Below are 25,952 nucleotides of genomic sequence, written 5' to 3' on the forward strand. Positions count from 1 at the left end.
AAGGATAATGTCGCATTTTTGTAACTTCTGCGCCCATCCGGGCGAATCTAGCTACTGGCGATATGACAGCGGTCACACCGCTGGCATGGATTCCCTCCGATCCCTTCGCCTGATTCGATTGAGAATCATTCCGCTCCAAAATAGCCCGTGATCTAGGTGTCTCGGTGAGTGCTGATGTTAAGCAATAACCGTGCTCAAATTGCGTTGTGCCTTGAAAATCGGAGCGGGCGAGTCCGTCTCAGGGCGGCTGACGACACTGCCAGCGGCTCTCGGGCTGTCTTGTCCGGGCGTGCCGGACCCATTCGGGGTGTCGTCGCCAGGACTGGTTGTGTTTGCCTGGGGACTGTGGCAGGGCAGAGTGGGAGGATTACTGCCGGTAACAGTCGTGGCCAGTAGCGCTTCTCCCGTTGCGAAATAATGTGCCATTTTGGTGCGTTCTTCGCCTTTATTAAGGCACGCGGCTGAACTCGCCGTGGCCATGGTGCGCTATATGCGGCTGGCAGGGCGTCGGTCTCGGCTGTTTTTGGAGTCAGCAACGTTGTTGTCGCGTCACTGGCGGTATCCTAAGAGGCCCTCGGTAGGTGTTGCACCGTGACCCGGGGTCGGAATAAGTCAGAGGGTGGTTTTTATGTTTGCCTTGGATCCGCGTTTGCAGCAGGACACCGTGACTATTGGTGACTTTCCGCTGTGTCGGTTATTATTAATGAATGATTCTCATTATCCGTGGTTTGTCTTGGTGCCACGCCGCGAGCAGGTCAGTGAGCTGTTCCAACTCGATACAGCTGATCAGCAAATGTTGTGGCAGGAAACAGTGGCGCTGGCGGAGACACTCAAGGATTGTTTTTCCGGTGACAAGATGAATGTTGCCAACTTGGGGAATATCGTCAGCCAATTGCATATGCATGTGATCGTACGTCATTGCGAGGACCCTGCCTGGCCCGGACCTGTATGGGGGCGCCACCCGGCGCAGCCCTATGCCGACGAGCAGCTCGCGCAAGTACGTGCCCGCTTACGCACTGCGCTGGCGAGCGATTTTCGTTTTGCCGAGGGGGCGCTATGAATCTGGAGGCACGGGTCAACGATCTGGAAAGCCGCCTGGCATTTCAGGACGACACCATTCAGGCATTGAATGATGAGCTGGTACAGCAGCAACGGCTGATCGAACGGCTGCAGCGGCAACTGGCCGCGCTGCTCAAGCGGCAGGAGGAGTTGGGCAGCGCCTTCGAGGCGGCGGAGCAGGAGGCGCCGCCGCCCCATTATTGAGCGGCGGGGCGAGTCGGCCTGGCATAAAAAAACCCGCCGTCGGCGGGTTTTCAGGGGTGCGCTGTCGCGATCAGCGGCGCAGTGGCGGGGCGGCAATCACGTCCTCGGCCTGCAAGCCCTTGTCGCGCTGCATCACCGAGAACTCGACACGTTGACCTTCGACCAGTACCCGGTGGCCCTCGCCGCGAATGGCGCGAAAGTGCACGAAGATATCGTCGCCCGAGTCACGGGAGATAAAGCCGAAGCCTTTTGAGGTATTGAACCACTTGACCGTGCCGGTTTCGCGGTTGCTCATGTCGCCCGAGGGGGTGACCGTGCGAGTCGGCAGTTGCAGGTTAATGGCCACGTGCAGGGCAACTGCTGCCGCCACCGCCAACAAGCTCAACACTACGGCGGGCTGGCCGCCGATGGACGGCAAGGGCGCGAGCAAGATCAGTACCTGCAGGACCACGGCCAGCACCAGCAAGGCCGACACCAGCGCCTGCAAATGATTGCGTGCGCCTTGGTGCCAGATTGGCAGAAGGGGGGCAAGCAGCAGGTTCAATAGGCCGAACAGGGCCAGGTAAAGTGCGTCGGGTTGTTGCAGGTAGGGCAGGGCCTCAGGCCGAAAACTGGGCACCAGCGACAGCAGCAGGGCAGTGGCGCCCGTTAACAGATGGACGAGTTTCAACATGTGGAATGAGCTCATTTTTAATAAGAAGGATCATCAGGAAAAGCGGGCTGGGCGCCCGTGCCCTTGATCGAGGGTGGGCATTGGAGGCGGGCGCCGGGTCAGCCTGTGCCGGCCCCCGATGGGTGAGGGGTGACGGCACGCAGCGTATTTAACAGCAAAGAGAGGAGCTACTCAAATCAAGCGCTTAGCGCGCACGGCGGGGCCGGTGGCGTGGCGTGGGGCGTGCCGAGGCATTCAGGCGATCAGTGCGGTGTCGGGTGGCGTAGGGCAGACCTGATTTCGGCCATTGTGCTTGGCTTGATAAAGCGCGTCGTCGGCACGCGTGATCAGGCTTTCCGGGCTGTCGCCGCCTTGCGCCAGGGCCAGGCCGAAGGAGGCGGTGATGCTGTCCAGCATTTGGTCGGTCCGCCTGATCTTGATACGCAGCGCCTGGATCTTCAGGCGTAGCTGCTCGGCGAAGGCATGGGCTTGCTCCAGGGTGAAGCAGTCGCGCAGGATAAAGCAGAATTCCTCGCCGCCATAGCGCGCGGCCATGGCCCGCGCGGGCAGCAATTCGCGCATCAGCTGGGCCACGTGCTGCAGCACCCGGTCGCCCAGGGGGTGGCCGTATTGATCGTTGAACTGCTTGAAATGATCGATATCGAGCATCACCAAGGCCAGTCCCGGTTGGTTCGCGGCCAGCGCCTGTTCCAGCAATTTGTTGAAGGCGTGACGGTTGAAGACCTGCGTCAGGCTGTCCAGCGTGGCGGCCAGCTGGGCGCGTTCCAGCTGGCTGCGTAGTTGCTGGATTTCGCTCTGGGCTGCGCGCAGGCGGTAAAGAAACTGTTCCTGCTGCTCCTGCATGTGCTGAGTGCTTTGTTGCAGGTCGTGCAGCACCGATGGCAGGTTGTCCGTCAGGGGTTCGTGCAGGGCGGCCAGACCCAGCGTCAAACTCGACTGGTAGGTCTGGCTGCCCAGAACACTGCGCGCCACCCCGCCTTCAATATCGTCGACCAGTTCAATGACCTGCTGCTGGCCCGAGCGGGCCTCCTCCAGCTCACCCCGGATGATAAAGTCACGAAACAGCCTGCTTGCGGTTTCGGGTGGAAAGCTCTCGAAGTTCTTGAGGGTCTGGTCCAGGCGCCGGTTCAGCTCCGGCTCAGAGCCTTTGCTGTAGGTGTACCACAGGGCATAGTGCAGCGGGTTGGGTGGGATGTCGTGGCGTACCATCAGCGGGATGGCGCGCTTGAGCAACTCGGCTGCCTCCCGGGTTTCTTCGGGATACAGCTCGAGCAAGGACGGAGCATGGGGTGGCTGGCTCATGCACATCACGCAGCGGATGGAGTGTGCAGAGCATAGAACAGCCTGGTGAGAAACGTCAGCCCGCTGCGGTTGGCGATCGGCGGGCGGCCCGGTGCAGCAAGGGCCTTCTGGCCGTAACGGTCAGGCGGCCAACAGGCTGCGCAGCATCCAGGCGGTCTTCTCATGCACCTGCATGCGCTGGGTCAGCAGGTCGGCGGTCGGCTCGTCGCTCACCTTGTCCAGCAACGGGAAGATGCCGCGCGCGGTGCGCACCACCGCTTCCTGGCCCTGGACCAGCAACTTGATCATGTCCTGGGCGTTAGGTACCCCTTCTTCCTCCTTGATGGAGGACAGGCGGGCGTAGGCGGCGTAGGTGCCGGGCGCTGGGAAACCCAGGGCGCGGATGCGCTCGGCGATCAGGTCGACCGCCAGGGCCAGTTCGGTGTACTGCCCCTCGAACATCAGGTGCAGGGTGTTGAACATCGGCCCGGTCACGTTCCAATGGAAGTTGTGCGTCTTCAGGTACAGAGTGTAGGTGTCGGCCAGCAGGTGGGACAGGCCGTCGGCGATCGCGGCACGGTCCTGCTCGGTAATGCCAATATTGATTTCCATGGATTTTGCCTCTCGAGTCAATCGGGCGCTAGCCCTGTGGCGAACGGCTGAGCCTAGCATGCGTCGGACCGCCAGTGGGGCTGGCGTGTGCCTGCGTCGGGGGTGTAGTGGCCGGTTTAGACGCCTTGCGGCGGCGCTTAGGGCGTATTCTAAGGGGGTTGATCAGGCGTGGGCCAGTGCCGGTTGCTGCTGCAGGGTGCGGTTGAATACCTCGACCCAGGTGCCGCTGAACTGGCTGCCGCTCAGGCTGTTGATTTCCAGTATCGCGCGCAGCAGTGGGCGTTTGCTGAGGGTCTGGTGGGCGCGCTCGTGAGTGCGTGCGTCGAAGGTATCGATGATATGCAGGATCAGCGCGCCAGGGGTGATCTCAGTCTCGCGCAGGCCCTTGGGGTAGCCGCTGCCGTCGGCATGCTCCTGGTGTTGCATGACGATCTCGGCGGCAGCGGACCAGTCCGGCATGCGCTTGAGCAGGTCGAAGGCCAGGCGTGGATGGGACTGCATCTGCCGCCGCTCTTCACGGCTCAGGCGCTGATCCTTGTGCAGCAGGTCCAGTGGCAGGAAGGCCATGCCCAGGTCATGCAGGCAAATCGCGGCTGCCAGTTGGGTGGGCTGTTCCGGGCACTCAGCCGCTTCGTTCATCGTCAGGCCGAGTTCCAGCAGGCGCATCCCGCGGCCTTGCCAGTAGGCCGAGCGCTGTTCGCTGGCGTGCATCAGGTCGATGAAAAACTGCAGGTCGGCGCCGCCTTCGATGCCGTGTCGCGCCAGTAGCGCCAGGGTTGGCGACTGGTCCACTGGGGGTTGGGCAATCAGCTGGGTGGCAGGATCGAGTTGTTGCAGCAGCTGCCGGCGCGTTTCGGTCTGCTTTTCCGTGGGTGCCACGGCCAGGGCAGTCAGGGCGCGGCAGAGCGGCTCGAGGCCACTGGCGTCGATGGCGCCGGTGCCGCCGACCACCTCGTCGCTGAGGGCGCGCAGCCGATCCAGGCTGAGCAACAGGATGTCCCCCAGCAAGCTGTCGAAATTCAGCTGGCGGGTGCGCAGGGCGTCCAGCACGTCTTCGACGGCTTGCGGCAGCGGCATCAGTCCGTTAAACCCGACATAGCCCAGGTTGCCTTTGAAGGTGTGCACCTGGCGGAACAGCTCGCGCAGGCGTTCCTGGTCCTGGGGGTAGTGTTCGAGCTCGATCAGCAGTTGTTCGCAGCGCGGGAAGAGCTCCGCCGCGTCCAGCCGAAAGTCTTCCAGCAGGTCGCGTGACAGGTCGGCGGGTCGGGCGATGGCCATGGCGGTTCTCCGCGAGGGGAAACCTGAGTATAGGAAGGCTTAGGCGAATGCGAGCCGGACGCGCGGCTGCGCGTGGCGAATTAACCAGATATAATGCTGCCCTTTCGCCGCGAGACGCGGGCTCGCGGTGGTATTTTCCATAGCCGAGACGAGCCGATGCCAATTTACGATTACCAGTGCGGCGCCTGCGCTCATCAGCTGGAAGCGATTCAGAAGTTCAGCGATGCAGTGTTGGTCGATTGCCCGGCGTGCCAGGCACCCGCACTGAAGAAATTGTTATCCATGCCGGGTTTTCGCCTCAGTGGCAGCGGCTGGTACGAGACCGATTTCAAGACCGGCGCGAAGAAGAATCTGGCTGGCGGCGACAAAGCCGACTGAACGGCCCACCGATTATCCGAATCACGAGAAGCGAACAGACCATGATGCGCAGCCATTATTGCGGCCAACTGAACGAGAGCCTGGACGGCCAGGACGTCACCCTTTGCGGCTGGGTCCATCGCCGCCGTGACCATGGCGGGGTGATCTTCCTCGACATCCGTGACCGTGAGGGCCTGGCTCAGGTGGTCTTCGACCCGGATCGCGCCGAGACCTTCGCCGTCGCCGATCGGGTGCGCAGCGAATACGTGGTCAAGATCACCGGCAAGGTCCGCCTGCGTCCGGCCGGTGCCGGCAACGCCAATATGGCCTCTGGGGCCATCGAAGTGCTGGGCTACGACCTGGAAGTGCTGAACGAGGCGGAGACGCCGCCGTTCCCGCTGAACGAATACACCGACGTCGGCGAGGAAACCCGCCTGCGCTACCGCTTTATCGACCTGCGCCGTCCGGAAATGGCCGCCAAGCTGAAGCTGCGTTCGCGCATCACCACCAGCATCCGCCGTTACCTGGACGACAATGGCTTCCTCGACGTCGAGACGCCGATCCTGACCCGTGCCACCCCGGAAGGCGCGCGCGACTACCTGGTGCCGAGCCGCACCCATGCCGGCAGTTTTTTCGCCCTGCCGCAATCGCCGCAGCTGTTCAAGCAACTGCTGATGGTGGCCGGCTTCGACCGTTACTACCAGATTGCCAAGTGTTTCCGTGACGAAGACCTGCGGGCTGATCGCCAGCCGGAATTCACCCAGATCGACATCGAGACCAGTTTCCTCGACGAAGCCGACATCATGGCCATCACCGAGAAGATGATCCGTCAGCTGTTCAAGGAAGTGCTGGACGTCGAGTTCGGCGAACTGCCGCACATGACCCTGGCCGAGGCCATGCGTCGTTATGGCTCCGACAAGCCTGACCTGCGCAACCCGCTGGAACTGGTGGACGTTGCCGACCAGTTGCAGGCAGTCGACTTCAAGGTCTTCAGCGGTCCGGCCAACGATCCGAAATGCCGTGTGGCCGCCCTGCGCGTGCCCGGTGGCGCGAGCATGCCGCGTAAGCAGATCGACGACTATACCAAGTTCGTCGGCATCTACGGCGCGCGCGGCCTGGCCTATATCAAGGTCAACGAACGGGCTAACGGTGTCGAAGGCCTGCAGTCGCCGATCGTCAAGAACATCCCGCTGGACAATATCAATGTGATCCTCGATCGCGTTGGCGCGGTGGACGGCGACCTGGTGTTCTTCGGCGCCGACAAGGCCAAGATCGTCAGCGAGGCACTGGGCGCGCTGCGCATCAAGCTGGGGCATGACCTGAACCTGCTGACCTGCGAGTGGGCGCCGATGTGGGTAGTCGACTTCCCGATGTTCGAAGAGAACGACGACGGCAGCCTGACCGCCATGCACCACCCGTTCACCGCGCCGAGCTGCAGTGCGGCCGAGCTGGAAGCCAACCCGTCGGCCGCCCTGTCGCGCGCCTACGACATGGTACTCAACGGTACCGAACTGGGTGGCGGCTCGATTCGTATCCACGACAAGGCCATGCAGCAGACCGTATTTCGCGTGCTGGGCATCAGCGAGGACGAGCAGCAGGAGAAGTTCGGCTTCCTGCTCGATGCCCTGAAGTACGGCGCACCGCCCCACGGTGGCCTTGCCTTCGGCTTGGACCGCTTGGTGATGCTGATGACCGGCGCCCAGTCGATCCGCGAAGTGATCGCTTTCCCGAAAACCCAGAGCGCGGCCTGCGTGATGACCCAGGCGCCGGGCGAGGTGGACGCCAAGGCCCTGCGCGAGCTGCACATTCGCCTGCGCGAACAGCCCAAGGCCGAGTAAGCCGATGCAGGCGCGGCCACCTTGGGCCGCGCCTGTGGTTTCGATACGACCCTTATTTGAACAGCACGGGAGTGGGTATGGCGGGTCATTCCAAATGGGCCAACATCAAGCACCGCAAAGGGCGCCAGGACGCCAAGCGCGGCAAGATCTTCACCAAGCTGATCCGTGAGCTGACCGTGGCGGCCAAGAATGGCGGCCTGCCCGCGGACAATCCGCGCCTGCGTCTGGCGGTGGACAAGGCGCTGACCGCCAACATGACACGCGACACCATCGATCGGGCAATTGCCCGGGGTGTTGGCTCGGACGAAGCCGACAATATGGCCGAGCTGAGCTACGAGGGTTATGGCCCCAGTGGCGTGGCGATTTTCGTCGAAACCATGACCGACAATCGCAACCGCACCGCGGCGGAAGTTCGTCATGCCTTCACCAAGTGTGGGGGCAATCTGGGGACCGATGGCTCGGTGGCCTATATGTTCGACCGCAAGGGCCAGATCAGCTACGCCCCGGGCGTGGCTGAAGAGGCCTTGATGGAGGCGGCGTTGGAGGCCGGCGCGGATGACGTGGAAATGGGCGCGGACGGCTCGGCGCTGGTCTCCACCAGCTTCGCCGATTTTCTCGCGGTCAACGAGGCGTTGTCGGCCGCGGGCTTCAAGGGCGAGGAAGCGGATATCGCGATGATCCCTTCGGTCAGCGCGCCGGTCACCGACCTGGAAACCGCCAAGAAGGTCATGAAGCTGATCGACATGCTTGAGGACCTGGATGACGTGCAGAACGTCTATTCCAATGCCGAGATCCCCGACGAGCTGATGGAACAGCTGGGTTAGTTGGTAGGATGGGTTGAGCGAAGCGATACCCATCGAACAAATTTATCCGCCAGGCGGGCCTCGGGCGAATGGGTTCGCCCCAGTCCACGCATTTTGAAGCCGGAGAATCCTGGCCTCGCTTCGCGCAACCGCATCAATGAAGCTGCGCTAGGCGCTCCCGGCTTCTGCCTTTAAGCTGCCGGCATTCGGCTTGGCCGTTCCTTTTTGCATGTCGCGAGCGTTATGACCCTTATTCTTGGCATCGATCCTGGATCACGCATCACCGGCTACGGCGTGGTGCGCGACACGGGGCGCGGCTGCGAGTATGTCGCGTCCGGTTGTATCCGCACCGGCACCGGCTTGCTCCACGAGCGCCTGCAGGCGGTCTACCGCGGCGTGCGCGAGGTGATCCAGACCCATGGGCCGGTGACCATGGGCATCGAGAAAGTCTTTATGGCGAAAAACGCCGATTCGGCGCTCAAGCTCGGGCAGGCCCGGGGGGCGGCGCTGGTGGCGGTGATGGAGGAGGGCCTGGATGTCGCGGAATACAGCGCGACGCAGGTCAAGCAGGCGATCGTCGGCAGCGGCGGGGCGGACAAACAGCAGGTGCAGATGATGGTCATGCACCTGTTGAAACTCACGCAGAAACCGCAGATCGACGCCTCCGACGCCTTGGCCATCGCCCTGTGTCATGCTCATACCCGCTCCAGCCTGATTCCCCATGGTCTGGTCGGCGCGCGCAGCCGCGGCGGGCGGTTGCGCCTGTGACCGGCCTGCGCAGCGTTATTGGTGATCATCGCCGGCTCGGGCCCAACGCCTGCCGCCCCGTAAAGGAAACAACAACGTGATCGGACGCCTGCGTGGCACCCTGGCGGAGAAGCAGCCGCCGCACTTGCTGGTGGATGTGAATGGCCTGGGCTACGAGCTGGAAGTGCCGATGAGCACCCTGTACCGCTTGCCGTCCCTGGGAGAGCCGGTGACCCTGCACACCCATCTGGTGGTGCGCGAGGACGCCCAGCTGCTGTATGGCTTTTTCGAGCGCCGCGAGCGCGAGCTGTTTCGCGAGCTGATCCGCCTCAATGGGGTCGGCCCCAAGCTGGCCCTGGCCCTGATGTCCGGGATGGAGGTCGACGATCTGGTGCGCTGCGTGCAGTCCCAGGATACCTCGGCGCTCACGCGTATCCCGGGGGTCGGCAAGAAAACCGCCGAACGCCTGCTGGTGGAATTGAAGGACCGCTTCAAGGCCTGGGAAACGGTTCCCGGGTTGGCCGGCTTTGTGGTTGAACCTCGGCTGGTCGTGGCAGTCACAAGCGCGGAGAATGATGCGGTCAGTGCGTTGATTTCCCTCGGCTTCAAGCCACAGGAAGCCAGTCGGGCGGTATCCGCCGTGCAGGAAGACGGTTTAAGCAGTGAAGATATGATCCGTCGTGCATTGAAGGGAATGGGTTAAGTGATCGAAGCCGACCGCCTAATGACCGCCAGCGGCAAAGACCGCGACGAGCAGCTCGACCGTGCCATTCGGCCGCTGCGCCTGGCAGACTATATCGGCCAACCCAAGGTGCGCGAGCAGATGCAGCTGTTTATCCAGGCTGCCCAGGGGCGCCGTGAAGCCCTGGATCACACCTTGATTTTCGGCCCGCCGGGTTTGGGCAAGACCACCCTGGCCAATATCATCGCCCAGGAAATGGGGGTGTCGATCAAGAGCACCTCGGGGCCGGTGCTGGAGCGTCCGGGCGACCTGGCGGCCATGCTGACCAATCTCGAGCCGGGCGATGTACTGTTTATCGACGAGATTCATCGCCTGTCGCCGATCGTGGAAGAAGTGCTCTACCCGGCCATGGAAGACTTCCAACTCGATATCATGATCGGCGAGGGGCCTGCGGCGCGTTCGATCAAGCTCGACCTGCCGCCTTTTACCCTGATCGGCGCCACCACCCGGGCCGGCATGCTGACCAACCCGCTGCGCGACCGTTTCGGTATTGTCCAGCGCCTGGAGTTCTACAACATCGACGACCTGGCGACCATTGTCGGTCGTTCGGCCGGTATTCTCGGACTGCCGATCGAAGCCGACGGCGCCTATGAAATCGCCCGTCGCGCGCGTGGCACGCCGCGGATCGCCAACCGGCTGCTGCGCCGGGTGCGGGATTTCGCCGAAGTGCGGGCCCAGGGGCAGATCACTCGGGCGGTGGCCGATCTGGCGCTGAACTTGCTCGATGTGGACGAGCACGGCTTTGACCATCAGGACCGGCGCCTGCTGCTGACCCTGATCGAGAAATTCGATGGCGGCCCGGTGGGTATCGACAGCCTGGCCGCGGCCATCAGCGAGGAGCGCCACACCATCGAAGATGTGCTGGAGCCCTACCTGATCCAGCAGGGGTATATCATGCGCACCCCCAGGGGGCGGGTGGTCACGCGCCACGCCTACCTGCACTTCGGCCTCAACGTGCCCAAGCGCCTGGGTGAATTGCCCACCGCCGACCTGTTCGCCAGCGAGGACCCATGAGCCATCGACACAAAGAGTTGCAACCCCTGATTGGCAAGCGTGGGAGTAAGCACTAGAGTATGCGCGCGCAAAACGGACTTGAACCGTTCGCCCACCGGTGTCGGGTGTATTACGAAGACACCGATGCCGGCGGCATCGTGTACTACGTCAACTACCTCAAATTTATGGAGCGGGCCCGCACCGAACGGCTGCGCGCACTGGGTTTTGCCCAGTCGGAGCTGGTGGGGGACAATCTGCTGTTCGTCGTGCATTCCAGCGAAGCGCGTTACCACGTGCCGGCGCGCCTGGACGACGAGCTGCTGGTGAGCGCCGATCTCAGTGAATTGAACCGTGCCAGCCTGCGCTTTCGTCAACAGGTGAGGCGGGCCACGGATAATGCGCTGCTCTGCGAAGGGCAGTTTTTGGTGGCCTGTGTGCGCGCCGACAGTTTGAAACCCCGGGCTATTCCCGAAGCTTTGCGCGCGGCCTTCGCCGCGCTGAGCGGCCCGGGTACATCCAAAGCAGGAGAGTAAGCGTGGAAGCCACCGCCGTCGACCATTCATCCATGTGGAGCCTGATCAGCAACGCCAGCATCTTCGTGCAGCTGGTGATGCTGACCCTGGTAGCCGCTTCGGTTACCTCGTGGATCATGATCTTTCAGCGCAGCATCATGCTGCGTGCCGCCAAGCGCTCGCTGGACAGCTTCGACGAGCGTTTCTGGTCGGGCATCGACCTGTCCAAACTGTACCGCCAGGCCGGCAGTAACCCCGACCCGGATTCCGGCGTGGAGCAGATCTTCCGTGGCGGCTTCAAGGAATTCTCCCGCCTGCGCCAGCAGCCAGGGGTCGACCCGGATGCGGTGATGGAGGGTGTGGCCCGCGCCATGCGCGTGGCGATTTCCCGCGAAGAGGAAAAACTCGAGCAGAGCTTGCCGTTCCTCGCCACCGTCGGTTCCACCAGCCCCTATATCGGCTTGCTGGGTACTGTCTGGGGCATCATGAACTCCTTCCGCGGCCTGGCCACGGCGCAGCAGGCAACCTTGGCCACCGTGGCCCCGGGTATCGCCGAGGCGCTGATCGCCACCGCCATCGGCCTGTTCGCGGCGATCCCCGCGGTGATCGCCTACAACCGCTTCGCCGCCCGCGGCGAGATGCTGATCGGCCGTTATTACACCTTCGCCGATGAGTTCCAGGCGATCCTGCACCGCAAGGTCCACACCAGCGATGAGTGATTCGCCGGTTTTCTTTTCGGGTGGGTGTTAAGTCATGTCCAGAGTGCGCAAGAAACGTAAGCCGGTTGCCGAGATGAACGTGGTGCCCTACATCGACGTGATGTTGGTGCTGCTGGTGATCTTTATGGTGACCGCGCCGATGCTCAACCAGGGCGTCAAGGTCGACCTGCCCAAGGTGTCCAGCGAGGCCTTGCCCCAGGACAACGACAGCCAGGTGCTGACCATTTCCATCAAGGCCGACAAAACCTACTTCTGGAACCTGGGTAGCGAGGTCGATACCGACGCGGGCAAGACCACCGAGAAGGCCTTGACCCTGGCGGAGATGACCAGTTCGGTGACCAAGATCCTCAACCAGAGCCGCACCCAGGGTAAACAGACCCAGGTCTTTATCCGGGGCGACAAGTCGGTCGACTACGGGTCGGTCATGGCTGCCATGGGCGGCCTGCAGCAGGCCGGCGTGGGCAACGTCGGTCTGATCACCGAGGCCCCTTGATGCGCGAGTCCAGCCAGCGTTCCACTTCGGAAAGCTATTTCTGGCCCAGTGTCTGGGCGGTGGGCTTGCACGCGCTGATTTTTGCCCTGGTGTTCGTCAGTTTCGCCTTCGCCCCCGACTTGCCGCCGTCCAAGCCAATTGTCCAGGCGACCCTGTATCAGCTGACGTCCAAGAGCCCGGCCACAGTGCAGACCAACCAGAAAATCGCCGGCGAAGCGGTCAAGACCGCGGCCCGCGAGACCCAGGTCGAGCAGCTGGAAGCCAAGAAGATCGAGCAACAGAAACAGGCCGCCGCCGAAGCCAAGGAAAAACAGGAAGAGGCCGCGCAGAAAGCCGAGGAGGCCAAGGAAGAGGCGGCCGCCGACGCTGCCGAGGCCAAGGCCGCGGAGAGCAAGAAGGCCGAGGAAGCGAAAGCCGAGCAGCAGAAGCTCGCCGATATCGCGAAGAAAAAGACCGAGGAAGAACGCAAGAAGGCCCTCGAGGAGGCCCAGAAAAAAGCCGCCGAAGAGCTGAAGAAAAAGACCGACGAGGCCAAGAAAAAAGCCGACGACGCGAAAAAGAAGGCCGATGAGGCGCGCAAGAAACTCGAAGACGCCAACAAGAAAAAGGCCGCCGACCTGCTGAAGAAACAAAAGGCCCAGGAGGCCGCGCGCAAGTCTGCCGAGGAGAAAAAAGCCCAGGCCCTGGCCGAGTTGCTGTCCGACACCACTGAGCGCCAAGCGGCTGTGAGCGACGAAGTTGGCGAGCAGGTGGCGGGCAACTTCGATGACCTGATTCGCCTGCGCGCTGCCGAAAGCTGGAGCCGTCCACCGAGTGCCCGTAAGGGCATGTCGGTGACGGTGCAGGTTTCCATGTTGCCGGACGGCACCATCACCGGTGCGAGCATCGCCCGCTCCAGCGGTGATGGACCTTTCGATGCCTCGGCTGTGGCGGCGGTAAAAAACATTGGGCGAATTACCGAAATGCAAGGTCTGAGTCCACAGGACTTCAACCCTTACCGTTCTTTCAAGATGACCTTCACCCCTGAGGATCTAGCGTTGTGATCAAACTTCTTCGAGGTTTACTCGTGGTTCTCTGCGCTGCCGCCAGCCTGGCGGTGGCCGACGAGAAAAACATTCTGGTGAGCACGGGTAGAGACGTCGCTATTCCCATCGCCGTGGTGCCCTTTGGCTGGCAGGGCGGTACCGCATTGCCCGAGGACCTGGCCGATATCGTCGGCAAGGACCTGCGCAATTCCGGGACCTTCGAGCCGATCCCACGGCAGAATATGCTCAGTCTGCCGACCCAGGCCGGCGAAGTGATCTACCGCGACTGGAAGGCCCTGGGCGCGCAGTACGTGCTGGTGGGCAATATCGTGCCGTCCGGCGCACGCCTGCAGATCCAGTTCGCCCTGTTCAACGTGGCTACCGAACAACAGGTGTTCACCGGCAGCGTCGGCGGTACCGCTGACCAGCTGCGCGACATGGCGCACTATGTCTCGGACCAGTCCTTCGAGAAACTCACCGGCGTCAAGGGCGCGTTTTCCACCCGCATGCTCTACGTCACCGCCGAGCGTTTTTCGGTGAGTAATACCCGCTACACCCTGCAGCGTTCGGATTATGACGGTGCCCGTGCGGTCACCCTGCTGCAGTCGCGCGAGCCGATCCTGTCGCCGCGTTTTGCCCCGGACGGCAAGCGCATCGCCTATGTGTCCTTCGAGCAGAAGCGCCCACGGGTGTTCGTCCAGCATATCGACACCGGTCGCCGCGAGCAGATCACCAATTTCGAAGGCTTGAACGGCGCGCCGGCCTGGTCGCCGGAAGGCAACCGCCTGGCGTTCGTGCTGTCGCGTGACGGCAATCCGGAGATCTACGTGATGGACCTGGGCAGCCGCCAGTTGCAGCGGGTCACCAACCACTACTCGATCGACACCGAACCCTTCTGGGGCGCCGATGGCCAGACGATTTACTTCACTTCGGACCGTGCCGGCAAGCCGCAGATCTACAAGACCAATATCGCCAGCGGTTCGGTGGAACGGGTGACCTTCGTCGGTAACTACAACGCCAACCCGAAACTGTCGGCCGACGAGAAGACCCTGGTCATGATCCACCGCCAGGACGGTTTCACCAACTTCAAGGTCGCGGTCCAGGACCTGCAAACCAACAACCTGCGTATGCTGTCGGATACCAGTCTGGACGAGTCGCCTACTGTCGCGCCTAACGGCACCATGGTAATCTACGCGACCCGCCAGCAGGGCCGGGGAGTGCTGATACTCGCTTCCATCAATGGACGTGTAAAACTCCCGATTCCAACAGCGCAAGGCGAAATCCGAGAGCCTTCCTGGTCGCCTTACCTGAACTGATGCGGTGCAACACAATTACTTAACACACTGGGGTTTCATTAGGAGTTTTACCATGGAAATGCTGAAATTTGGCAAGTTTGCTGCACTGGCGCTGGCTCTGGCCGTGGCTGTGGGTTGTTCCTCGAAAGGCGCTGAAGACGCTGGCCAAGGCGCTACCGATCCAAACACTGGTTATGATGCTAGCGGTGCCAACACCGACGGCAGCCTGAGCGAAGAAGCCGCACTGCGCGCCATCACCACCTTCTACTTCGAGTACGACAGTGCCGATCTGAAGCCGGAAGCCATGCGCGCACTGGACGTTCACGCCAAAGACCTGAAAGGCAATGGCGCTCGCGTCGTTCTGGAAGGCCACACTGACGAGCGCGGTACCCGTGAATACAACATGGCTCTGGGCGAGCGTCGCGCCAAGGCTGTTCAGCGTTACCTGGTCCTGCAGGGCGTTTCCCCGGCTCAAGCTGAGCTGGTGTCCTACGGTGAAGAGCGTGCTATCGCTACCGGCAACGACGAGCAGTCCTGGGCTCAGAACCGTCGCGTAGAACTGCGTAAGTAATTCGCCATGCATAAGTGCCGACGTGTCTTAACCGTTCTGTCCCTCAGCTGCCTGCCGTTCGCGGCATTGGCTGATGTTCCCGTGGTCGATAACAATGCCCCTTCGGGTGGCAGCAGTTACCCGCCCGTGGGTTATGGCACGTCTGGCGCCTACGCAGGGGGAGGGGTTACGGCCCCTGCCTCGGCGCAGGGTGAGCTGTTTATGCAGTTGCAACAAATGCAGGAAGAGGTCGCGCGACTGCGCGGTATGCTCGAAGAGCAACAGAATGAAATCCAGCGCCTGAAGCAAGAAGGCCTGGAGCGTTACCAGGAACTTGATCGACGTTTTGCGAGTGGCGCAACCGGCGCTGCCATCGCACCCGAATCTTCGACCGCGGGCGCCATCAACGCCAGCGGCACCCCGATAGCACCGGCCGAATCGGCGCCGGTGAGTACCGAACCGGCGGATCCGGCGAAGGAAAAGCTCTATTACGAGGCTGCCTTCGACCTGATCAAGGCCAAGGACTTCGCTCGCGCGAGCCAGGCCTTCGCCGGCTTCCTGCGCAAGTATCCCAACAGCCAGTATTCGGGCAATGCTCAGTACTGGCTGGGCGAGGTGAACCTGGCCAGTGGTAACCTGCAGGAGGCCGGCCAGGCTTTCGCCAAGGTCAGCCAGGCGTATCCGAACCACGCCAAGGTGCCGGATTCGCTGTACAAGCTGGCCGATGTCGAGCAGCGCTTGGGTAATGGCGACCGCGCCAAGGGCATTCTGCAGCAAGTGATCTCCCAGTACCCGGGCAGCTCCGCCGCGCAGCTGGCCCAGCGCGATCTGCAGCGTTTGCCTTAAAAGCTGAGTCGCCGATCAGGAAAAACCCGCGCCTTGCGCGGGTTTTTTCGTTAGACTCTGCGCCCCTTTCCCGCAACGGAGGCGGATGGCCTGTTTCGCCGTCACGCCCGTGGCTGATATGCAAGATACCCTGCGCATTACCGAGATTTTTTACTCGCTGCAGGGGGAAACGCGCACCGCCGGCTTGCCGACTGTGTTCGTACGCCTGACCGGCTGTCCCCTGCGCTGCCAGTACTGCGACACCGCCTATGCCTTCAGCGGCGGCGAAGTCATGGCCCTGGACGTCATCCTCGAGCAGATCGCCGCCTACAAGCCGCGTTATATCTGCGTGACCGGCGGTGAGCCGCTGGCTCAGCCCAACTGCATCCCGCTGCTGCGGCACCTGTGCGACGCCGGTTACCAGGTGTCACTGGAAACCAGTGGCGCCCTGGATATCGGTGCGGTCGATACCCGGGTCAGCCGCGTGGTCGACCTCAAGACTCCGGGTTCGGCTGAGGTCGGGCGCAACCGCTACGAGAACCTCGACTTGCTGACCGCCAACGACCAGGTGAAGTTCGTCATCTGCTCGCGGGAGGACTACGACTGGGCGGTGTCCAAGCTGATCCAGTACCGTCTCGAGCAGCGGGCAGGCGAGGTGCTGTTTTCGCCCAGCCACCATGAGCTGGATGCGCGCTCGCTGGCCGACTGGATAGTCGCTGACAACCTGCCGGTGCGCCTGCAGATGCAGCTGCACAAGATTCTCTGGAATGACCAGCCCGGCCATTGAACGGCGGCTATTTTTCTATTCGAGGTGAGATATGGGCGAGAAACGGGCGGTCATTCTGTTGTCCGGTGGCCTGGATTCGGCGACCGTGGTGGCCTTGGCGCGGGCTCAGGGCTACGCCTGCTACAGCATGAGCTTCGACTATGGCCAGCGTCATCGCGCCGAGCTGGAGGCCGCCGAGCGGGTGGCGCAGCAACTGGGCGTGATCGAACACAAGGTGATCGGCCTGAACCTCAACGGTATCGGCGGTTCGGCCCTGACCGACAGCAGTATCGCGGTGCCCGAGGCGCCCTCCGAGGGGATTCCGGTCACCTACGTGCCAGCGCGCAATACGGTGTTCCTGTCCCTGGCCCTGGGCTGGGCCGAGGTGCTGGGCGCGCGGGATATCTTTATCGGGGTCAATGCGGTGGACTACTCGGGTTACCCGGATTGCCGCCCTGAATTCGTCGAGGCGTTCGAGCGCATGGCCAACCTGGCGACCAAGGCCGGTGTCGAGGGTTCGGGGTTTCGCATCCGCGCGCCGCTGCAGATGCTGAGCAAGGCGCAGATCGTCCAGGCGGGCCTGCAGCACGGGGTCGACTATGGCCTGACCGTCTCCTGCTACCAGGCCGACGACCAGGGCCGGGCCTGTGGCAAGTGCGACAGCTGCCGCCTGCGCGCGACCGGTTTCGCCGAGGCGGGCGTGGCCGATCCGACCCGTTATTTCTGATCCGGTTTAGCTATTTTTTCCGTGGGGTGTTGTTTTCCTGAATTAAATCAGTATCATGCGCCCTGCGTCGGGTCGTTAGCTCAGTTGGTAGAGCAGTTGGCTTTTAACCAATTGGTCGTAGGTTCGAATCCCACACGACCCACCATTTTCCCTCGCACTATCCCGCCTGTGCCCATCACCGAATTCTGTCTCGCGAATTCGGGTGATATAGTCGATTGTCGCGCCCTTGCTACAGGTCTCGTGAACATGACGCAGATTTCTGAACGTCTCCTTGTCCAAGCCCATCTCGATGCCCAGCAGCCCAAGCCGCTGAGCGATGCCGAGCAGGCCGATTATCGTGCCGCCATCGCCGCCGAACTGAAAGCGCAGAACGCGGTACTGGTCGCGCACTATTACTGCGATCCGGTGATCCAGGCCCTGGCCGAGGAAACCGGCGGCTGCGTGTCCGATTCCCTGGAAATGGCCCGCTTCGGCAGCCAGAGCCCGGCGCAGACGGTGCTGGTGGCCGGCGTCAAATTCATGGGCGAAACGGCCAAGATCCTCAACCCGGAAAAACGCATCCTGATGCCGACCCTGGAGGCGACCTGCTCGCTGGACCTGGGCTGCCCGGTGGATGAATTTTCGGCGTTCTGCGACCAGCACCCCGAGCGCACGGTGGTGGTCTATGCCAACACCTCGGCGGCGGTCAAGGCGCGTGCCGATTGGGTGGTGACCTCCAGCTGCGCCTTGGAAATCGTCGAAAGCCTGATGGACAACGGCGAAACCATCCTCTGGGCGCCGGACAAGCACCTGGGGCGTTATATCCAGAAAGAAACCGGCGCCGACATGCTGCTGTGGGACGGTGCCTGCATTGTCCACGAAGAGTTCAAGTCCAAGCAGCTGCTGGACATGAAGGCGCTGTACCCGGACGCGGCGATCCTGGTGCACCCGGAGTCCCCCGAGGCGGTGATCGATCTGGCCGATGCGGTGGGCTCCACCAGTCAGCTGATCAGGGCCGCGCAAACTCTGCCCAACCGCACCTTTATCGTCGCCACCGATCGCGGCATCTTCTACAAGATGCAGCAGTTGTGTCCGGACAAGGTGTTTATCGAGGCGCCCACCGCCGGCAATGGCGCGGCGTGCCGCAGTTGCGCCCATTGCCCCTGGATGGCCATGAACACCCTGGAGCGTACGCTGCTGTGCCTGCGCGAGGGGCGTAACGAGATCCTGGTCGACCCGGCCCTGATCCCCCGCGCGGTGCGCCCGCTCAAGCGCATGCTGGACTTTACCCAGGCCGCTCGCCTCAAATTGGCCGGCAACGCCTGAGGCGTTGCAGGTCATCATCGAAGCCCGGCATGTGCCGGGTTTTTTTATGCCGGGGCATGATGGCGGTGAGTCGTACGGAGGTGGCGTCGTGTTAGGTGGTGCTGGGAATGGACGCTGGAGCGTCCGGGACGGCATGCCCACGCGGAGCGTGGGAACGATCAGTCTTTCTCGCCGTTGTTCCCGCGCAGGCGGGAGCCCAGGGTGCGCAGATGTTCCTGGATACCCGCCTGCGCGGTTATGACGGGTGTCTGAGGGATGGCCTCTGTCCGGGCGGGATCTTACTCAGCGCCGTACCCGCGCGGGTTATCCAGCCTTCTGCGTCGTTCCCGGGCAGGCGGGAACCCAATTGCGCCAAGGTCTCTGGATATCCCCTACGTGGGGATGACAGGTGTTTGAAGGCATCTGCCCAGAGGTTTCGCGGCCGTGGGCCGATCCCGGTGAGCGTTAGGCGCGGCTTGCCCTACATCATCTGCTTGAGCAGGCGCTGCTCTTCCATCAGCACTTTCTGCCGCGCGTCGATGCGCGAGGCCAGTTGGAAATTGTTGGTCGCCCGTCGTTTGGCGAAATCCAGTTGCTCGATCGCCTGGTCATAGTCGCCGACCAGGGCGAAGTACTCGGCGCGTGCCTGATGCAGGCCGATGGTATTGCCCGACAGGCCGCGCACCTCCGCCACCAGGTACCATATGTCCGGATCCTTGGCGCGGCTCTTGAGCAGCTCGTCCAGGGCCTTCTCGGCGTCCTTGGGCCGCCCCTGCTTGATCAACAGGTCGACCCGCGCCTGCTTGAGCGGGTAACTGCCGGGAAAGAGCGTAAGCATGCGGGTGACGCGCTGCTGGGCGGCGTCCAGGCGGCGGCTGGCGACGTCCAGGTCGACCTGGGCCAGGTTGTAGCTGATCTCGTTGGCTGCCTTGGCCAGCAAGGGTTGCAGGCTGGCCTGGGCCTCGGCCAGCTGGCCACTCTTGATCTGCGCCAGCGCCAGGCCGTAGCGGGCGGCGTCATGCTGGGGGTTTTCGTCGAGCTGGGCGCGAAAACGCTTGGCGGCGAGGCCGGGAGTGTCCTCATAGGACAGCTGCACACGGGCTCGCATCAGCTGGTAGCGCAGGCTGTCCTCGACGCCGCCGGGTTTCGCCTGTTCGGCGCGGTTGCGGGTGTCGGCGATCCGCGACTCGGACACCGGGTGCGTCATCAGGAATTCCGGGGGCTTGCGGTCATAACGGTACTGGCGCATCAGCCGTTCGAACATGCTGGGCATGGCGCGCGGGTCGTAGCCGGCTTTTTCCAGGTTGAGCAGGCCGATACGGTCGGCCTCCTGCTCGTTTTGCCGGGAAAAGCGCCGCTGTTCCTGGACCGCGGCGGCCTGGGCCGAGGCGATCGCGGCGATCCCGGCATCGCCGGCACCCGCGGCGGCCGCTACGATGCCGGCCAGCATCGCCGCCATCAGCGGAATCTGCATGCGCTGCTGGGCTTCCAGGCCGCGGGCAAAGTGACGTTGCGACAAGTGCGCCAGCTCGTGGGCCAGTACCGAGGCGTATTCGCCTTCGGTCTGGGCGTAAAGGAACAGTCCACCGTTGACCCCAATGATCCCGCCGGGTGCGGCAAAGGCGTTGAGTTGCGAGCTGTCGAGCAGCACGAACTCCAGGCGCCGGTCCTGCACCTCGCTGGTCTCGGCCAGGCGGTAGACGCTGGTTTCGACATAGTCCTTGAGCTGCGGGTCGGACAGCTGGTGCACCTGGCCGCGCAGCAGGCTCAGCCAGGCCCGCCCCAACTGGTGCTCCTGTTCAGGCGAGACGATGGCCGAGCTGGCGTCGCCCAGCGACGGCAGGTCATCGGCGAACCCGGGCGTGGCCAGCAGGCAAGCGAGCGTGAGCAAGGTGGGGCGCAGGAGATTCATGCACGGGTCTCTTGGCGACAAAGGGCTTACTGTAGCCGCCAAGTCGGTCGGGTGGCCAGGCTTGTGCAGCCTTGGGTATGCTGGCGGCCCTTTTTGGAGACGTCCGCATGACCGATAGCGCCCCTGCCCACGACGCCCTGCTGGACGCCAGCGGCCTGAATTGCCCGCTGCCGCTGCTCAAGGCCAAGCTCGAGCTCAATCGCCTGGCCAGTGGCGCGGTGCTCAAGGTGATCGCCACCGATGCCGGCTCCCAGCGCGACCTGCGCGCCTTCGCTCGCCTGGCCGGCCATGAGTTATTGCAGGAAGAAGAAGAGGGCGGGGTGTATCGTTATTGGTTGCGCAAGGGCTGATGCCCGGAAAAGCCTTCACGGACGTGGCGCGCAGCCCAACGCTGTGCTCCCATTTCACCGTCATTTCCGCGTAAGCGGGAATCCAGGGTGCACTCGGCGTATGCCGGCCTGGAAGCTGGGCCAGACCCCATAAAAAAACCGCCGTTGGCGGTTTCTTGCCAAGCGGGTCAATTCAGCCCTGCTGCAGCGCCTGGGCGGCGGCCAGCACCGCGTCGACGTGACCGGGCACCTTTACGCCGCGCCATTCCTGGCGCAGCACACCGGCCTTGTCGATCAGAAAGGTGCTGCGGTCGATACCCAGGTATTCCTTGCCGTAGAGCTTCTTCAGCTTGATCACGTCGAACAGCTGGCACAGCGCTTCGTCGCCGTCGCTGATCAGCTCGAAAGGAAAACCCTGCTTGGCCTTGAAGTTCTCATGGGATTTCAGACCATCGCGGGACACGCCGAACACCAGGGTGTCGGCCGCCAAAAATGCCCCATGCTGATCGCGAAAACCCTGGCCCTGGGTGGTGCAGCCCGGGGTGCTGTCCTTGGGATAGAAATACAGCACCAGGTTACGGCCCTGGAGGTCCGCCAAGCGGACCTGCTGACCACTGGTGGCCGCCGCCTGGAAGTCGGCCACCGGCTGGTCGAGTGTCACGCTCATGGGCTGTGCCTCAGGAAGGGGTTTGCGGGCGCCAGGGTTCGATCAGCGCATCGAGGTTCAGGGCGTCGGCGAAATCCAGGAACTGATCGCGTAGCCAGCTGATCTGCGTGCCGGCCGGCAGGGTCACGGTCAAGGTGGCGTTGAGCATGGTGCCGCCGGTTTGCGGGGCCTGGTAGGTGTCGCAGGTCAGGTTTTCCAGCTCGACGTTATGGTCGATGAAGAACTGGCACAGCTCGTTGAGAATGTCCGGACGGTACACCGAGCTGACATAGGCCACATAAGGCAGCGCCTGCGGACGGACCTCGGAAGCGGCGCTGCGGGTCACGCTGACGGTGAAGGCGTGTTTCTTCGACAGGCTCGGCAGGCCGGCCTCCAGGCGGGCCAGGGCGTCCCAGCTGCCGGAGACCTGCAGCACCAGCGCGCTGTACTCGCCGTGCCGGCTCAGACGGGTGCTGACTACGGCGCAGCGGTTCTCGTGACTGGCACGGCACAGCACGTTGGTCAGCTCCATGGAGTTGGCGCCAAGGGCACTGATGACAAGGAATTGTTCGCGGACTGTGGGGGTGGACATGCAGCCTTCCTAGAGCGATGAGCGGTCGACACTGCTCGAGTGTCAATCAAAGCCGGAAGGTTAGCGAAAAGCGCGGCTGAGGGGAATGCTCACGGCAGCACTTCGCTTGTGCAAGGCAGGTGGCGCCAGTACCATTAGCCCCTCTTTTTCCGGCAGGAGCGGTTGCATGATTGCGGGCAGTATGGTGGCACTGGTCACGCCCATGGATGCGCAGGGGCGTCTGGACTGGGACAGCCTGAGCAAACTGGTGGACTTTCACCTGCAGGAAGGCACCAACGCAATCGTCGCGGTCGGCACCACGGGTGAGTCGGCGACGCTGGATGTGCACGAGCACATCGAGGTGATTCGTCGGGTGGTCGACCAGGTGGCCGGGCGTATCCCGGTGATCGCCGGTACCGGCGCCAACTCCACCCGCGAAGCGGTGGAACTGACGGAGAACGCCAAGCGTGCAGGCGCCGACGCCTGCCTGCTGGTAACCCCCTACTACAACAAGCCGACCCAGGAAGGCCTGTACCTGCACTTCCGTCACATCGCCGAGGCGGTGGCCATCCCGCAGATCCTCTACAACGTACCGGGCCGTACTGTCTGCGACATGCTGCCCGAGACCGTCGAGCGCCTGTCGCTGGTGCCGAACATCATCGGCATCAAGGAAGCCACCGGCGACCTGCAGCGCGGCCAGGAAGTGCTGGACCGCGTCGCCAAGGATTTCCTGGTCTATTCCGGGGATGACGGCACTGCCGTCGAGCTGATGCTGATGGGCGGCAAGGGCAATATCTCGGTGACCGCCAACGTCGCGCCGCGCGCCATGAGCGAGTTGTGTGCCGCGGCCATGGCTGGCGATGCCGCCGCCGCGCGGGCCATCAACGACCGCCTGATGCCATTGCACAAGGCGTTGTTCATCGAGTCCAATCCGATCCCCGTGAAGTGGGCACTGGCCGAGATGGGGCTGATACCGGACGGTATCCGCTTGCCCCTGACCTGGCTTAGCCCGCGTTGTCACGACCCGCTGCGGCAGGCCCTGAGCCAGTCCGGCGTATTGCTTTAATCGAGGAACTACTACGCATGAAGCGATTGGCCGGACTCTCCGCACTTGCCTTGATTATCTCCAGCACCAGCGGTTGCGCCTGGGTCTGGGGTGATGACGGCTATTTTCGCGATCGCGGCAGCGACTACCTGAACGAGCGCCAGACCGCGCCGATGCAGGTGCCCCCGAACGTCGAGGCCAAGCGTCTCGATCCGTTGTTACCGGTGCCGAACCAGATTGCCGACAGCACCGCGACGGTCGAAGGTTTCGAAGTGCCGCGCCCGCAGGCACTGCAAGCGACCGCCGAATCCAGCCCGTTCAGCCTGCAGAAAAGCGGCGAGTCGCGTTGGTTGGTGGCCCAGCAGGCACCGGCCGAGGTCTGGCCGGTGGCCCGGCAGTTTTTTGAGGACAATGGCTTTCGCATTGCCGAAGAGCGGCCGCAGACCGGTGAGTTCAGCACCGCCTGGCAGCGCTTCGACGAGCTGTCCACCACCATGGCCAGCCGCCTGAGCAGCCGGGTGGCGGGTGTCGAGCCGGACAGCGAAACCCGTGTGCGGGTGCGCGTCGAGCCGGGCGTGCAGCGCAACACCAGCGAGATCTTCGTGGTCAGCGCCGAGCGTCCCGCCGGCAGTCAGGTCGATATCCCGTTCCCCAGCCGTACCGGCAACGCCAGCCTGGAAGCGGCACTGCTCGACGAGATGCTCGCCAACCTGGCGCGCAGCGCCGAGCAGGGCGGCTCCGTGTCCTTGCTGGCCGCCCGCGACTTCGACGCGCCGAGCCGGGTCAGCCTGAACGAGGACGGCAACGGTAACCCGTTGCTGAACCTGGGCGCCGACTTCGACCGCGCCTGGTCCGGTATCGGTCGTGCCCTGGAAGCCGGGGACGTGCGCATCGACGACCTCAACCGCACGCTGGGCGTGTATTACATCAACCTCGCCGAAGGCGCGAAGAAGCCGGAAGAAAAACCAGGGCTGATCGGCCGGGTGTTCGGCAGCGAGCCGGACCAGGAAGAGATCGATGCCCGCGCCGAGCGTTACCAGGTGCGCCTGACCCGCGTCGGCGACGCGGTCCAGGTCAGCGTGGAAAAAGACCTCAACACCGTGGCGCCGGCCGACGTGGCCCGTCGCATCCTGGGCATCATCCAGGACAACCTCGGCTAACCCCCGGCCGCCGCGCCTGGCGCGGCGGCAGCGAGTGTTGCAGTGGCGGTAAAATCAATAGGCGAAACCGGCTCGGTTTCGCCTGTTTTGTTTGATCAAGGCGGATACCGAGATGACCACCACCCTCAGCCTGAAAAAGATCTACTCCGGCAAAGTGCGCGACCTGTATGAAATCGATGCCCAGCGCATGCTGATGGTCGCTACCGATCGGTTGTCGGCCTTCGACGTGATCCTCGCCGAGCCGATCCCGGACAAGGGCAAGATCCTCACCGCCATCTCGAATTTCTGGTTCGACAAGCTGGCCGGCCTGGTGCCCAACCATTTTACCGGCGACCGCGTCGAGGACGTGGTGTCGGCCGCCGAGCTGCCGCTGGTGCAGGGCCGCGCCGTGGTCGCCAAGCGTCTGCGGCCGGTGGCGGTGGAAGCCATCGTCCGCGGGTATATCGTCGGTTCCGGCTGGAAGGAGTACCAGAAGAGCGGCACGGTCTGCGGCATCGCCCTGCCGGCCGGTCTGCGCGAGGCCGACAAGCTGCCGCAACCGATCTTCACCCCCTCGACCAAGGCCGCGGTGGGCGATCACGACGAGAACATCTCCTTCGAGCAGTGCCAAACCATTATCGGCGCCGAGCTCGCCGTACAGGTGCGCGATACCGCCATCGCCCTGTACAGCGCGGCGGTCGAGTACGCCACCACCCGCGGCATCATCATCGCCGACACCAAGTTCGAATTCGGCCTGGACGAAGACGGCACCCTGACCCTGATGGATGAGGCGTTGACCCCGGACTCCAGCCGCTTCTGGCCGGCCGACAGCTACGCGCCGGGCAGTAACCCGCCAAGCTTCGACAAGCAGTTCGTGCGCGACTGGCTGGAGTCCACCGGTTGGAACAAGGAGCCGCCGGCACCTCCGGTGCCGCTGGAGGTCGCGCAGAAAACCGCCGACAAATACCGCGAAGCCCTGACCCGCCTGACCGAATAACGCGCCGGATACTGTGTTTGGCAAAGAGAAGCTTCGGCTTCTCTTTTTTTGCCCGGGTTTTATAAGGCGCCTCTTATCGGTGGATTGTGGGAGGCCCGCCCCCGAGCCGCGCTTTTTTGATCGTTTTTGATCCTTCCCACGCTCTGCGTGGTAACGCCGCCCCGGACGCTCCGCGTTCAACCAAGATACAAGGACCAGGCTCGCAGCGAGAAAGGCCCCGAGCGTGATCGTTCCCGCGCTCGGCTTGGTAACGCCGCCCCGGACGGTCCCCGTTCAACCAGGATACGAGGACGACCATCTAACCTGAGTCGGCGCACCTATCTCCCAGTCACCACCCCAGGTCACGCAAGCACCTGATCCAGGATGAAAAATTCCTCGCCGGGGGCTTCGCTGACGGCTCATGAACTGTTATGATGCGCGCCGCTGGAGAGATGCCGGAGTGGCCGAACGGGACGGATTCGAAATCCGTTGAACTGGCAACAGTTCCTAGGGTTCAAATCCCTATCTCTCCGCCACCATTTCACCCGAAA

Annotated in this window: 29 protein-coding genes, 2 tRNA genes and 1 pseudogene; 24 read left to right on the forward strand and 8 right to left on the reverse strand. The window is 63.1% G+C overall.

Annotation, left to right across the window (positions count from 1 at the left end):
- Nucleotides 1–628 precede the first annotated feature (628 nt).
- Both ABWY06_RS12540 and ABWY06_RS12545 read left to right on the forward strand, forming a co-directional pair.
- Nucleotides 629–1,060 carry an HIT domain-containing protein gene (locus tag ABWY06_RS12540; protein ID WP_353925900.1) on the forward strand — a complete coding sequence of 144 codons (432 nt, stop codon included), beginning with the start codon at nucleotides 629–631 and terminating at the stop codon, nucleotides 1,058–1,060.
- Nucleotides 1,057–1,263 carry a SlyX family protein gene (locus ABWY06_RS12545; protein ID WP_353925901.1) on the forward strand — a complete coding sequence of 69 codons (207 nt, stop codon included), beginning with the start codon at nucleotides 1,057–1,059 and terminating at the stop codon, nucleotides 1,261–1,263. The genes ABWY06_RS12540 and ABWY06_RS12545 overlap by 4 nt, the downstream gene beginning before the upstream one ends.
- Before the next feature lie 70 nt (nucleotides 1,264–1,333).
- Here the strand turns inward: ABWY06_RS12545 and ABWY06_RS12550 are convergent, their stop codons facing one another.
- The 5 genes and pseudogenes from ABWY06_RS12550 to ABWY06_RS12570 form a co-directional block, all read right to left on the reverse strand.
- Nucleotides 1,334–1,558, reverse strand: a complete 225-nt coding sequence (locus tag ABWY06_RS12550) for a cold-shock protein (protein ID WP_353925946.1) — start codon at nucleotides 1,556–1,558, stop codon at nucleotides 1,334–1,336.
- A gap of 57 nt (nucleotides 1,559–1,615) precedes the next feature.
- Nucleotides 1,616–1,951, reverse strand: a pseudogene (locus ABWY06_RS12555) (cold shock domain-containing protein membrane protein); the annotation flags it as partial.
- Between the two features lie 219 nt (nucleotides 1,952–2,170).
- Nucleotides 2,171–3,238: a GGDEF domain-containing protein gene (locus tag ABWY06_RS12560; RefSeq protein ID WP_353925902.1), complete on the reverse strand. Its 1,068-nt coding sequence runs from the start codon at nucleotides 3,236–3,238 to the stop codon at nucleotides 2,171–2,173.
- A gap of 120 nt (nucleotides 3,239–3,358) precedes the next feature.
- Complete coding sequence (locus ABWY06_RS12565) at nucleotides 3,359–3,829, reverse strand: Dps family protein (RefSeq protein WP_353925903.1); 471 nt, start codon at nucleotides 3,827–3,829, stop codon at nucleotides 3,359–3,361.
- 162 nt (nucleotides 3,830–3,991) lie between these two features.
- The gene (locus ABWY06_RS12570; protein WP_353925904.1) at nucleotides 3,992–5,107 is read right to left on the reverse strand and encodes an HD domain-containing phosphohydrolase; all 1,116 of its coding nucleotides are present in this window, start codon (nucleotides 5,105–5,107) and stop codon (nucleotides 3,992–3,994) included.
- Nucleotides 5,108–5,263: 156 nt separating this feature from the next.
- On the opposite strand from ABWY06_RS12570, the gene ABWY06_RS12575 reads away from it, so the two are divergent.
- The 17 genes from ABWY06_RS12575 to nadA all read left to right on the forward strand — a co-directional run bounded on the left by ABWY06_RS12575 (nucleotide 5,264) and on the right by nadA (nucleotide 18,804).
- Nucleotides 5,264–5,485, forward strand: a complete 222-nt coding sequence (locus ABWY06_RS12575) for an FmdB family zinc ribbon protein (protein ID WP_353925905.1) — start codon at nucleotides 5,264–5,266, stop codon at nucleotides 5,483–5,485.
- Between the two features lie 41 nt (nucleotides 5,486–5,526).
- On the forward strand, nucleotides 5,527–7,302 hold the full coding sequence (aspS, locus tag ABWY06_RS12580) for an aspartate--tRNA ligase (RefSeq protein WP_353925906.1): 1,776 nt from the start codon (nucleotides 5,527–5,529) through the stop codon (nucleotides 7,300–7,302).
- A gap of 77 nt (nucleotides 7,303–7,379) precedes the next feature.
- The gene (locus tag ABWY06_RS12585; RefSeq protein ID WP_353925907.1) at nucleotides 7,380–8,126 is read left to right on the forward strand and encodes a YebC/PmpR family DNA-binding transcriptional regulator; all 747 of its coding nucleotides are present in this window, start codon (nucleotides 7,380–7,382) and stop codon (nucleotides 8,124–8,126) included.
- A 222-nt stretch (nucleotides 8,127–8,348) separates the two neighbouring features.
- On the forward strand, nucleotides 8,349–8,873 hold the full coding sequence (ruvC, locus tag ABWY06_RS12590; protein WP_353925908.1) for a crossover junction endodeoxyribonuclease RuvC: 525 nt from the start codon (nucleotides 8,349–8,351) through the stop codon (nucleotides 8,871–8,873).
- A gap of 76 nt (nucleotides 8,874–8,949) precedes the next feature.
- The gene (gene ruvA, locus ABWY06_RS12595; protein WP_353925909.1) at nucleotides 8,950–9,555 is read left to right on the forward strand and encodes a Holliday junction branch migration protein RuvA; all 606 of its coding nucleotides are present in this window, start codon (nucleotides 8,950–8,952) and stop codon (nucleotides 9,553–9,555) included.
- A complete protein-coding gene (gene ruvB / locus ABWY06_RS12600; protein ID WP_353925910.1) occupies nucleotides 9,556–10,608 on the forward strand; it encodes a Holliday junction branch migration DNA helicase RuvB in 1,053 nt (350 codons plus the stop codon). It begins immediately after the preceding gene.
- Between the two features lie 59 nt (nucleotides 10,609–10,667).
- A complete protein-coding gene (gene ybgC, locus ABWY06_RS12605; protein WP_502948193.1) occupies nucleotides 10,668–11,120 on the forward strand; it encodes a tol-pal system-associated acyl-CoA thioesterase in 453 nt (150 codons plus the stop codon).
- Nucleotides 11,121–11,122: 2 nt separating this feature from the next.
- Complete coding sequence (tolQ, locus tag ABWY06_RS12610) at nucleotides 11,123–11,818, forward strand: protein TolQ (RefSeq protein ID WP_353925911.1); 696 nt, start codon at nucleotides 11,123–11,125, stop codon at nucleotides 11,816–11,818.
- A 34-nt stretch (nucleotides 11,819–11,852) separates the two neighbouring features.
- The gene (gene tolR / locus ABWY06_RS12615; protein ID WP_353925912.1) at nucleotides 11,853–12,311 is read left to right on the forward strand and encodes a protein TolR; all 459 of its coding nucleotides are present in this window, start codon (nucleotides 11,853–11,855) and stop codon (nucleotides 12,309–12,311) included.
- The gene (tolA, locus tag ABWY06_RS12620; RefSeq protein ID WP_353925913.1) at nucleotides 12,311–13,354 is read left to right on the forward strand and encodes a cell envelope integrity protein TolA; all 1,044 of its coding nucleotides are present in this window, start codon (nucleotides 12,311–12,313) and stop codon (nucleotides 13,352–13,354) included. The genes tolR and tolA overlap by 1 nt, the downstream gene beginning before the upstream one ends.
- Nucleotides 13,351–14,652 (forward strand): Tol-Pal system beta propeller repeat protein TolB, encoded by a 1,302-nt coding sequence (tolB, locus tag ABWY06_RS12625; RefSeq protein ID WP_502948194.1) that lies wholly within the window; start codon nucleotides 13,351–13,353, stop codon nucleotides 14,650–14,652. The genes tolA and tolB overlap by 4 nt, the downstream gene beginning before the upstream one ends.
- 52 nt (nucleotides 14,653–14,704) lie before the next feature.
- The gene (gene pal, locus ABWY06_RS12630; protein WP_353925915.1) at nucleotides 14,705–15,202 is read left to right on the forward strand and encodes a peptidoglycan-associated lipoprotein Pal; all 498 of its coding nucleotides are present in this window, start codon (nucleotides 14,705–14,707) and stop codon (nucleotides 15,200–15,202) included.
- Between the two features lie 6 nt (nucleotides 15,203–15,208).
- Nucleotides 15,209–16,027, forward strand: a complete 819-nt coding sequence (gene ybgF / locus ABWY06_RS12635; protein ID WP_353925916.1) for a tol-pal system protein YbgF — start codon at nucleotides 15,209–15,211, stop codon at nucleotides 16,025–16,027.
- Nucleotides 16,028–16,145: 118 nt separating this feature from the next.
- On the forward strand, nucleotides 16,146–16,793 hold the full coding sequence (gene queE, locus ABWY06_RS12640; protein ID WP_353925917.1) for a 7-carboxy-7-deazaguanine synthase QueE: 648 nt from the start codon (nucleotides 16,146–16,148) through the stop codon (nucleotides 16,791–16,793).
- Between the two features lie 31 nt (nucleotides 16,794–16,824).
- A complete protein-coding gene (gene queC / locus ABWY06_RS12645) occupies nucleotides 16,825–17,499 on the forward strand; it encodes a 7-cyano-7-deazaguanine synthase QueC (RefSeq protein WP_353925918.1) in 675 nt (224 codons plus the stop codon).
- A gap of 69 nt (nucleotides 17,500–17,568) precedes the next feature.
- A tRNA-Lys gene (locus tag ABWY06_RS12650) sits at nucleotides 17,569–17,644 on the forward strand.
- 101 nt (nucleotides 17,645–17,745) lie between these two features.
- A complete protein-coding gene (gene nadA, locus ABWY06_RS12655) occupies nucleotides 17,746–18,804 on the forward strand; it encodes a quinolinate synthase NadA (protein ID WP_353925919.1) in 1,059 nt (352 codons plus the stop codon).
- Nucleotides 18,805–19,264: 460 nt separating this feature from the next.
- Here nadA and ABWY06_RS12660 read toward each other — a convergent pair whose 3' ends face one another.
- On the reverse strand, nucleotides 19,265–20,695 hold the full coding sequence (locus ABWY06_RS12660) for a M48 family metalloprotease (RefSeq protein ID WP_353925920.1): 1,431 nt from the start codon (nucleotides 20,693–20,695) through the stop codon (nucleotides 19,265–19,267).
- A 107-nt stretch (nucleotides 20,696–20,802) separates the two neighbouring features.
- On the opposite strand from ABWY06_RS12660, the gene ABWY06_RS12665 reads away from it, so the two are divergent.
- Nucleotides 20,803–21,045 carry a sulfurtransferase TusA family protein gene (locus tag ABWY06_RS12665; protein WP_353925921.1) on the forward strand — a complete coding sequence of 81 codons (243 nt, stop codon included), beginning with the start codon at nucleotides 20,803–20,805 and terminating at the stop codon, nucleotides 21,043–21,045.
- A 172-nt stretch (nucleotides 21,046–21,217) separates the two neighbouring features.
- On the opposite strand, the gene ABWY06_RS12670 is transcribed toward ABWY06_RS12665, so the two are convergent.
- Both ABWY06_RS12670 and ABWY06_RS12675 read right to left on the reverse strand, forming a co-directional pair.
- Nucleotides 21,218–21,691 (reverse strand): peroxiredoxin, encoded by a 474-nt coding sequence (locus ABWY06_RS12670; protein WP_353925922.1) that lies wholly within the window; start codon nucleotides 21,689–21,691, stop codon nucleotides 21,218–21,220.
- Between the two features lie 10 nt (nucleotides 21,692–21,701).
- Complete coding sequence (locus ABWY06_RS12675) at nucleotides 21,702–22,262, reverse strand: glycine cleavage system transcriptional repressor (RefSeq protein ID WP_353925923.1); 561 nt, start codon at nucleotides 22,260–22,262, stop codon at nucleotides 21,702–21,704.
- A gap of 166 nt (nucleotides 22,263–22,428) precedes the next feature.
- Between ABWY06_RS12675 and dapA the strand changes: the two genes are divergently transcribed.
- The 4 genes from dapA (at nucleotide 22,429) to ABWY06_RS12695 (ending at nucleotide 25,937) form a co-directional block, all read left to right on the forward strand.
- Nucleotides 22,429–23,307 carry a 4-hydroxy-tetrahydrodipicolinate synthase gene (gene dapA, locus ABWY06_RS12680; RefSeq protein ID WP_353925924.1) on the forward strand — a complete coding sequence of 293 codons (879 nt, stop codon included), beginning with the start codon at nucleotides 22,429–22,431 and terminating at the stop codon, nucleotides 23,305–23,307.
- A 17-nt stretch (nucleotides 23,308–23,324) separates the two neighbouring features.
- Nucleotides 23,325–24,446 (forward strand): NlpB/DapX family lipoprotein, encoded by a 1,122-nt coding sequence (gene bamC / locus ABWY06_RS12685; RefSeq protein WP_353925925.1) that lies wholly within the window; start codon nucleotides 23,325–23,327, stop codon nucleotides 24,444–24,446.
- Nucleotides 24,447–24,558: 112 nt separating this feature from the next.
- Nucleotides 24,559–25,422, forward strand: coding sequence for a phosphoribosylaminoimidazolesuccinocarboxamide synthase (locus ABWY06_RS12690; RefSeq protein WP_353925926.1), 864 nt, complete (start codon nucleotides 24,559–24,561; stop codon nucleotides 25,420–25,422).
- A 425-nt stretch (nucleotides 25,423–25,847) separates the two neighbouring features.
- Nucleotides 25,848–25,937 (forward strand) — tRNA-Ser (locus ABWY06_RS12695).
- Nucleotides 25,938–25,952 lie beyond the last annotated feature (15 nt).

It is taken from the genome of Pseudomonas sp. (genome assembly GCF_040514055.1).
GTDB lineage: Bacteria > Pseudomonadota > Gammaproteobacteria > Pseudomonadales > Pseudomonadaceae > Aquipseudomonas.

What these genes read in the sequence shown, in the direction of transcription:
- ABWY06_RS12570 (WP_353925904.1), bottom strand. Translation starts at nt 5,107, where the DNA reads ATGGCCATCGCCCGACCCGCCGACCTGTCACGCGACCTGCTGGAAGAC.
- queE (WP_353925917.1), top strand. Translation starts at nt 16,146, where the DNA reads ATGCAAGATACCCTGCGCATTACCGAGATTTTTTACTCGCTGCAGGGG.
- ybgC (WP_502948193.1), top strand. Translation starts at nt 10,668, where the DNA reads ATGCGCGCGCAAAACGGACTTGAACCGTTCGCCCACCGGTGTCGGGTG.
- tolA (WP_353925913.1), top strand. Translation starts at nt 12,311, where the DNA reads ATGCGCGAGTCCAGCCAGCGTTCCACTTCGGAAAGCTATTTCTGGCCC.
- pal (WP_353925915.1), top strand. Translation starts at nt 14,705, where the DNA reads ATGGAAATGCTGAAATTTGGCAAGTTTGCTGCACTGGCGCTGGCTCTG.
- dapA (WP_353925924.1), top strand. Translation starts at nt 22,429, where the DNA reads ATGATTGCGGGCAGTATGGTGGCACTGGTCACGCCCATGGATGCGCAG.
- bamC (WP_353925925.1), top strand. Translation starts at nt 23,325, where the DNA reads ATGAAGCGATTGGCCGGACTCTCCGCACTTGCCTTGATTATCTCCAGC.
- ABWY06_RS12660 (WP_353925920.1), bottom strand. Translation starts at nt 20,695, where the DNA reads ATGAATCTCCTGCGCCCCACCTTGCTCACGCTCGCTTGCCTGCTGGCC.
- ABWY06_RS12665 (WP_353925921.1), top strand. Translation starts at nt 20,803, where the DNA reads ATGACCGATAGCGCCCCTGCCCACGACGCCCTGCTGGACGCCAGCGGC.
- ABWY06_RS12550 (WP_353925946.1), bottom strand. Translation starts at nt 1,558, where the DNA reads ATGAGCAACCGCGAAACCGGCACGGTCAAGTGGTTCAATACCTCAAAA.
- queC (WP_353925918.1), top strand. Translation starts at nt 16,825, where the DNA reads ATGGGCGAGAAACGGGCGGTCATTCTGTTGTCCGGTGGCCTGGATTCG.
- ABWY06_RS12575 (WP_353925905.1), top strand. Translation starts at nt 5,264, where the DNA reads ATGCCAATTTACGATTACCAGTGCGGCGCCTGCGCTCATCAGCTGGAA.
- ABWY06_RS12540 (WP_353925900.1), top strand. Translation starts at nt 629, where the DNA reads ATGTTTGCCTTGGATCCGCGTTTGCAGCAGGACACCGTGACTATTGGT.
- ybgF (WP_353925916.1), top strand. Translation starts at nt 15,209, where the DNA reads ATGCATAAGTGCCGACGTGTCTTAACCGTTCTGTCCCTCAGCTGCCTG.
- tolR (WP_353925912.1), top strand. Translation starts at nt 11,853, where the DNA reads ATGTCCAGAGTGCGCAAGAAACGTAAGCCGGTTGCCGAGATGAACGTG.
- ABWY06_RS12560 (WP_353925902.1), bottom strand. Translation starts at nt 3,238, where the DNA reads ATGAGCCAGCCACCCCATGCTCCGTCCTTGCTCGAGCTGTATCCCGAA.
- ruvC (WP_353925908.1), top strand. Translation starts at nt 8,349, where the DNA reads ATGACCCTTATTCTTGGCATCGATCCTGGATCACGCATCACCGGCTAC.
- ABWY06_RS12690 (WP_353925926.1), top strand. Translation starts at nt 24,559, where the DNA reads ATGACCACCACCCTCAGCCTGAAAAAGATCTACTCCGGCAAAGTGCGC.
- ABWY06_RS12670 (WP_353925922.1), bottom strand. Translation starts at nt 21,691, where the DNA reads ATGAGCGTGACACTCGACCAGCCGGTGGCCGACTTCCAGGCGGCGGCC.
- nadA (WP_353925919.1), top strand. Translation starts at nt 17,746, where the DNA reads ATGACGCAGATTTCTGAACGTCTCCTTGTCCAAGCCCATCTCGATGCC.
- ABWY06_RS12565 (WP_353925903.1), bottom strand. Translation starts at nt 3,829, where the DNA reads ATGGAAATCAATATTGGCATTACCGAGCAGGACCGTGCCGCGATCGCC.
- ABWY06_RS12545 (WP_353925901.1), top strand. Translation starts at nt 1,057, where the DNA reads ATGAATCTGGAGGCACGGGTCAACGATCTGGAAAGCCGCCTGGCATTT.
- aspS (WP_353925906.1), top strand. Translation starts at nt 5,527, where the DNA reads ATGATGCGCAGCCATTATTGCGGCCAACTGAACGAGAGCCTGGACGGC.
- ABWY06_RS12675 (WP_353925923.1), bottom strand. Translation starts at nt 22,262, where the DNA reads ATGTCCACCCCCACAGTCCGCGAACAATTCCTTGTCATCAGTGCCCTT.
- ABWY06_RS12585 (WP_353925907.1), top strand. Translation starts at nt 7,380, where the DNA reads ATGGCGGGTCATTCCAAATGGGCCAACATCAAGCACCGCAAAGGGCGC.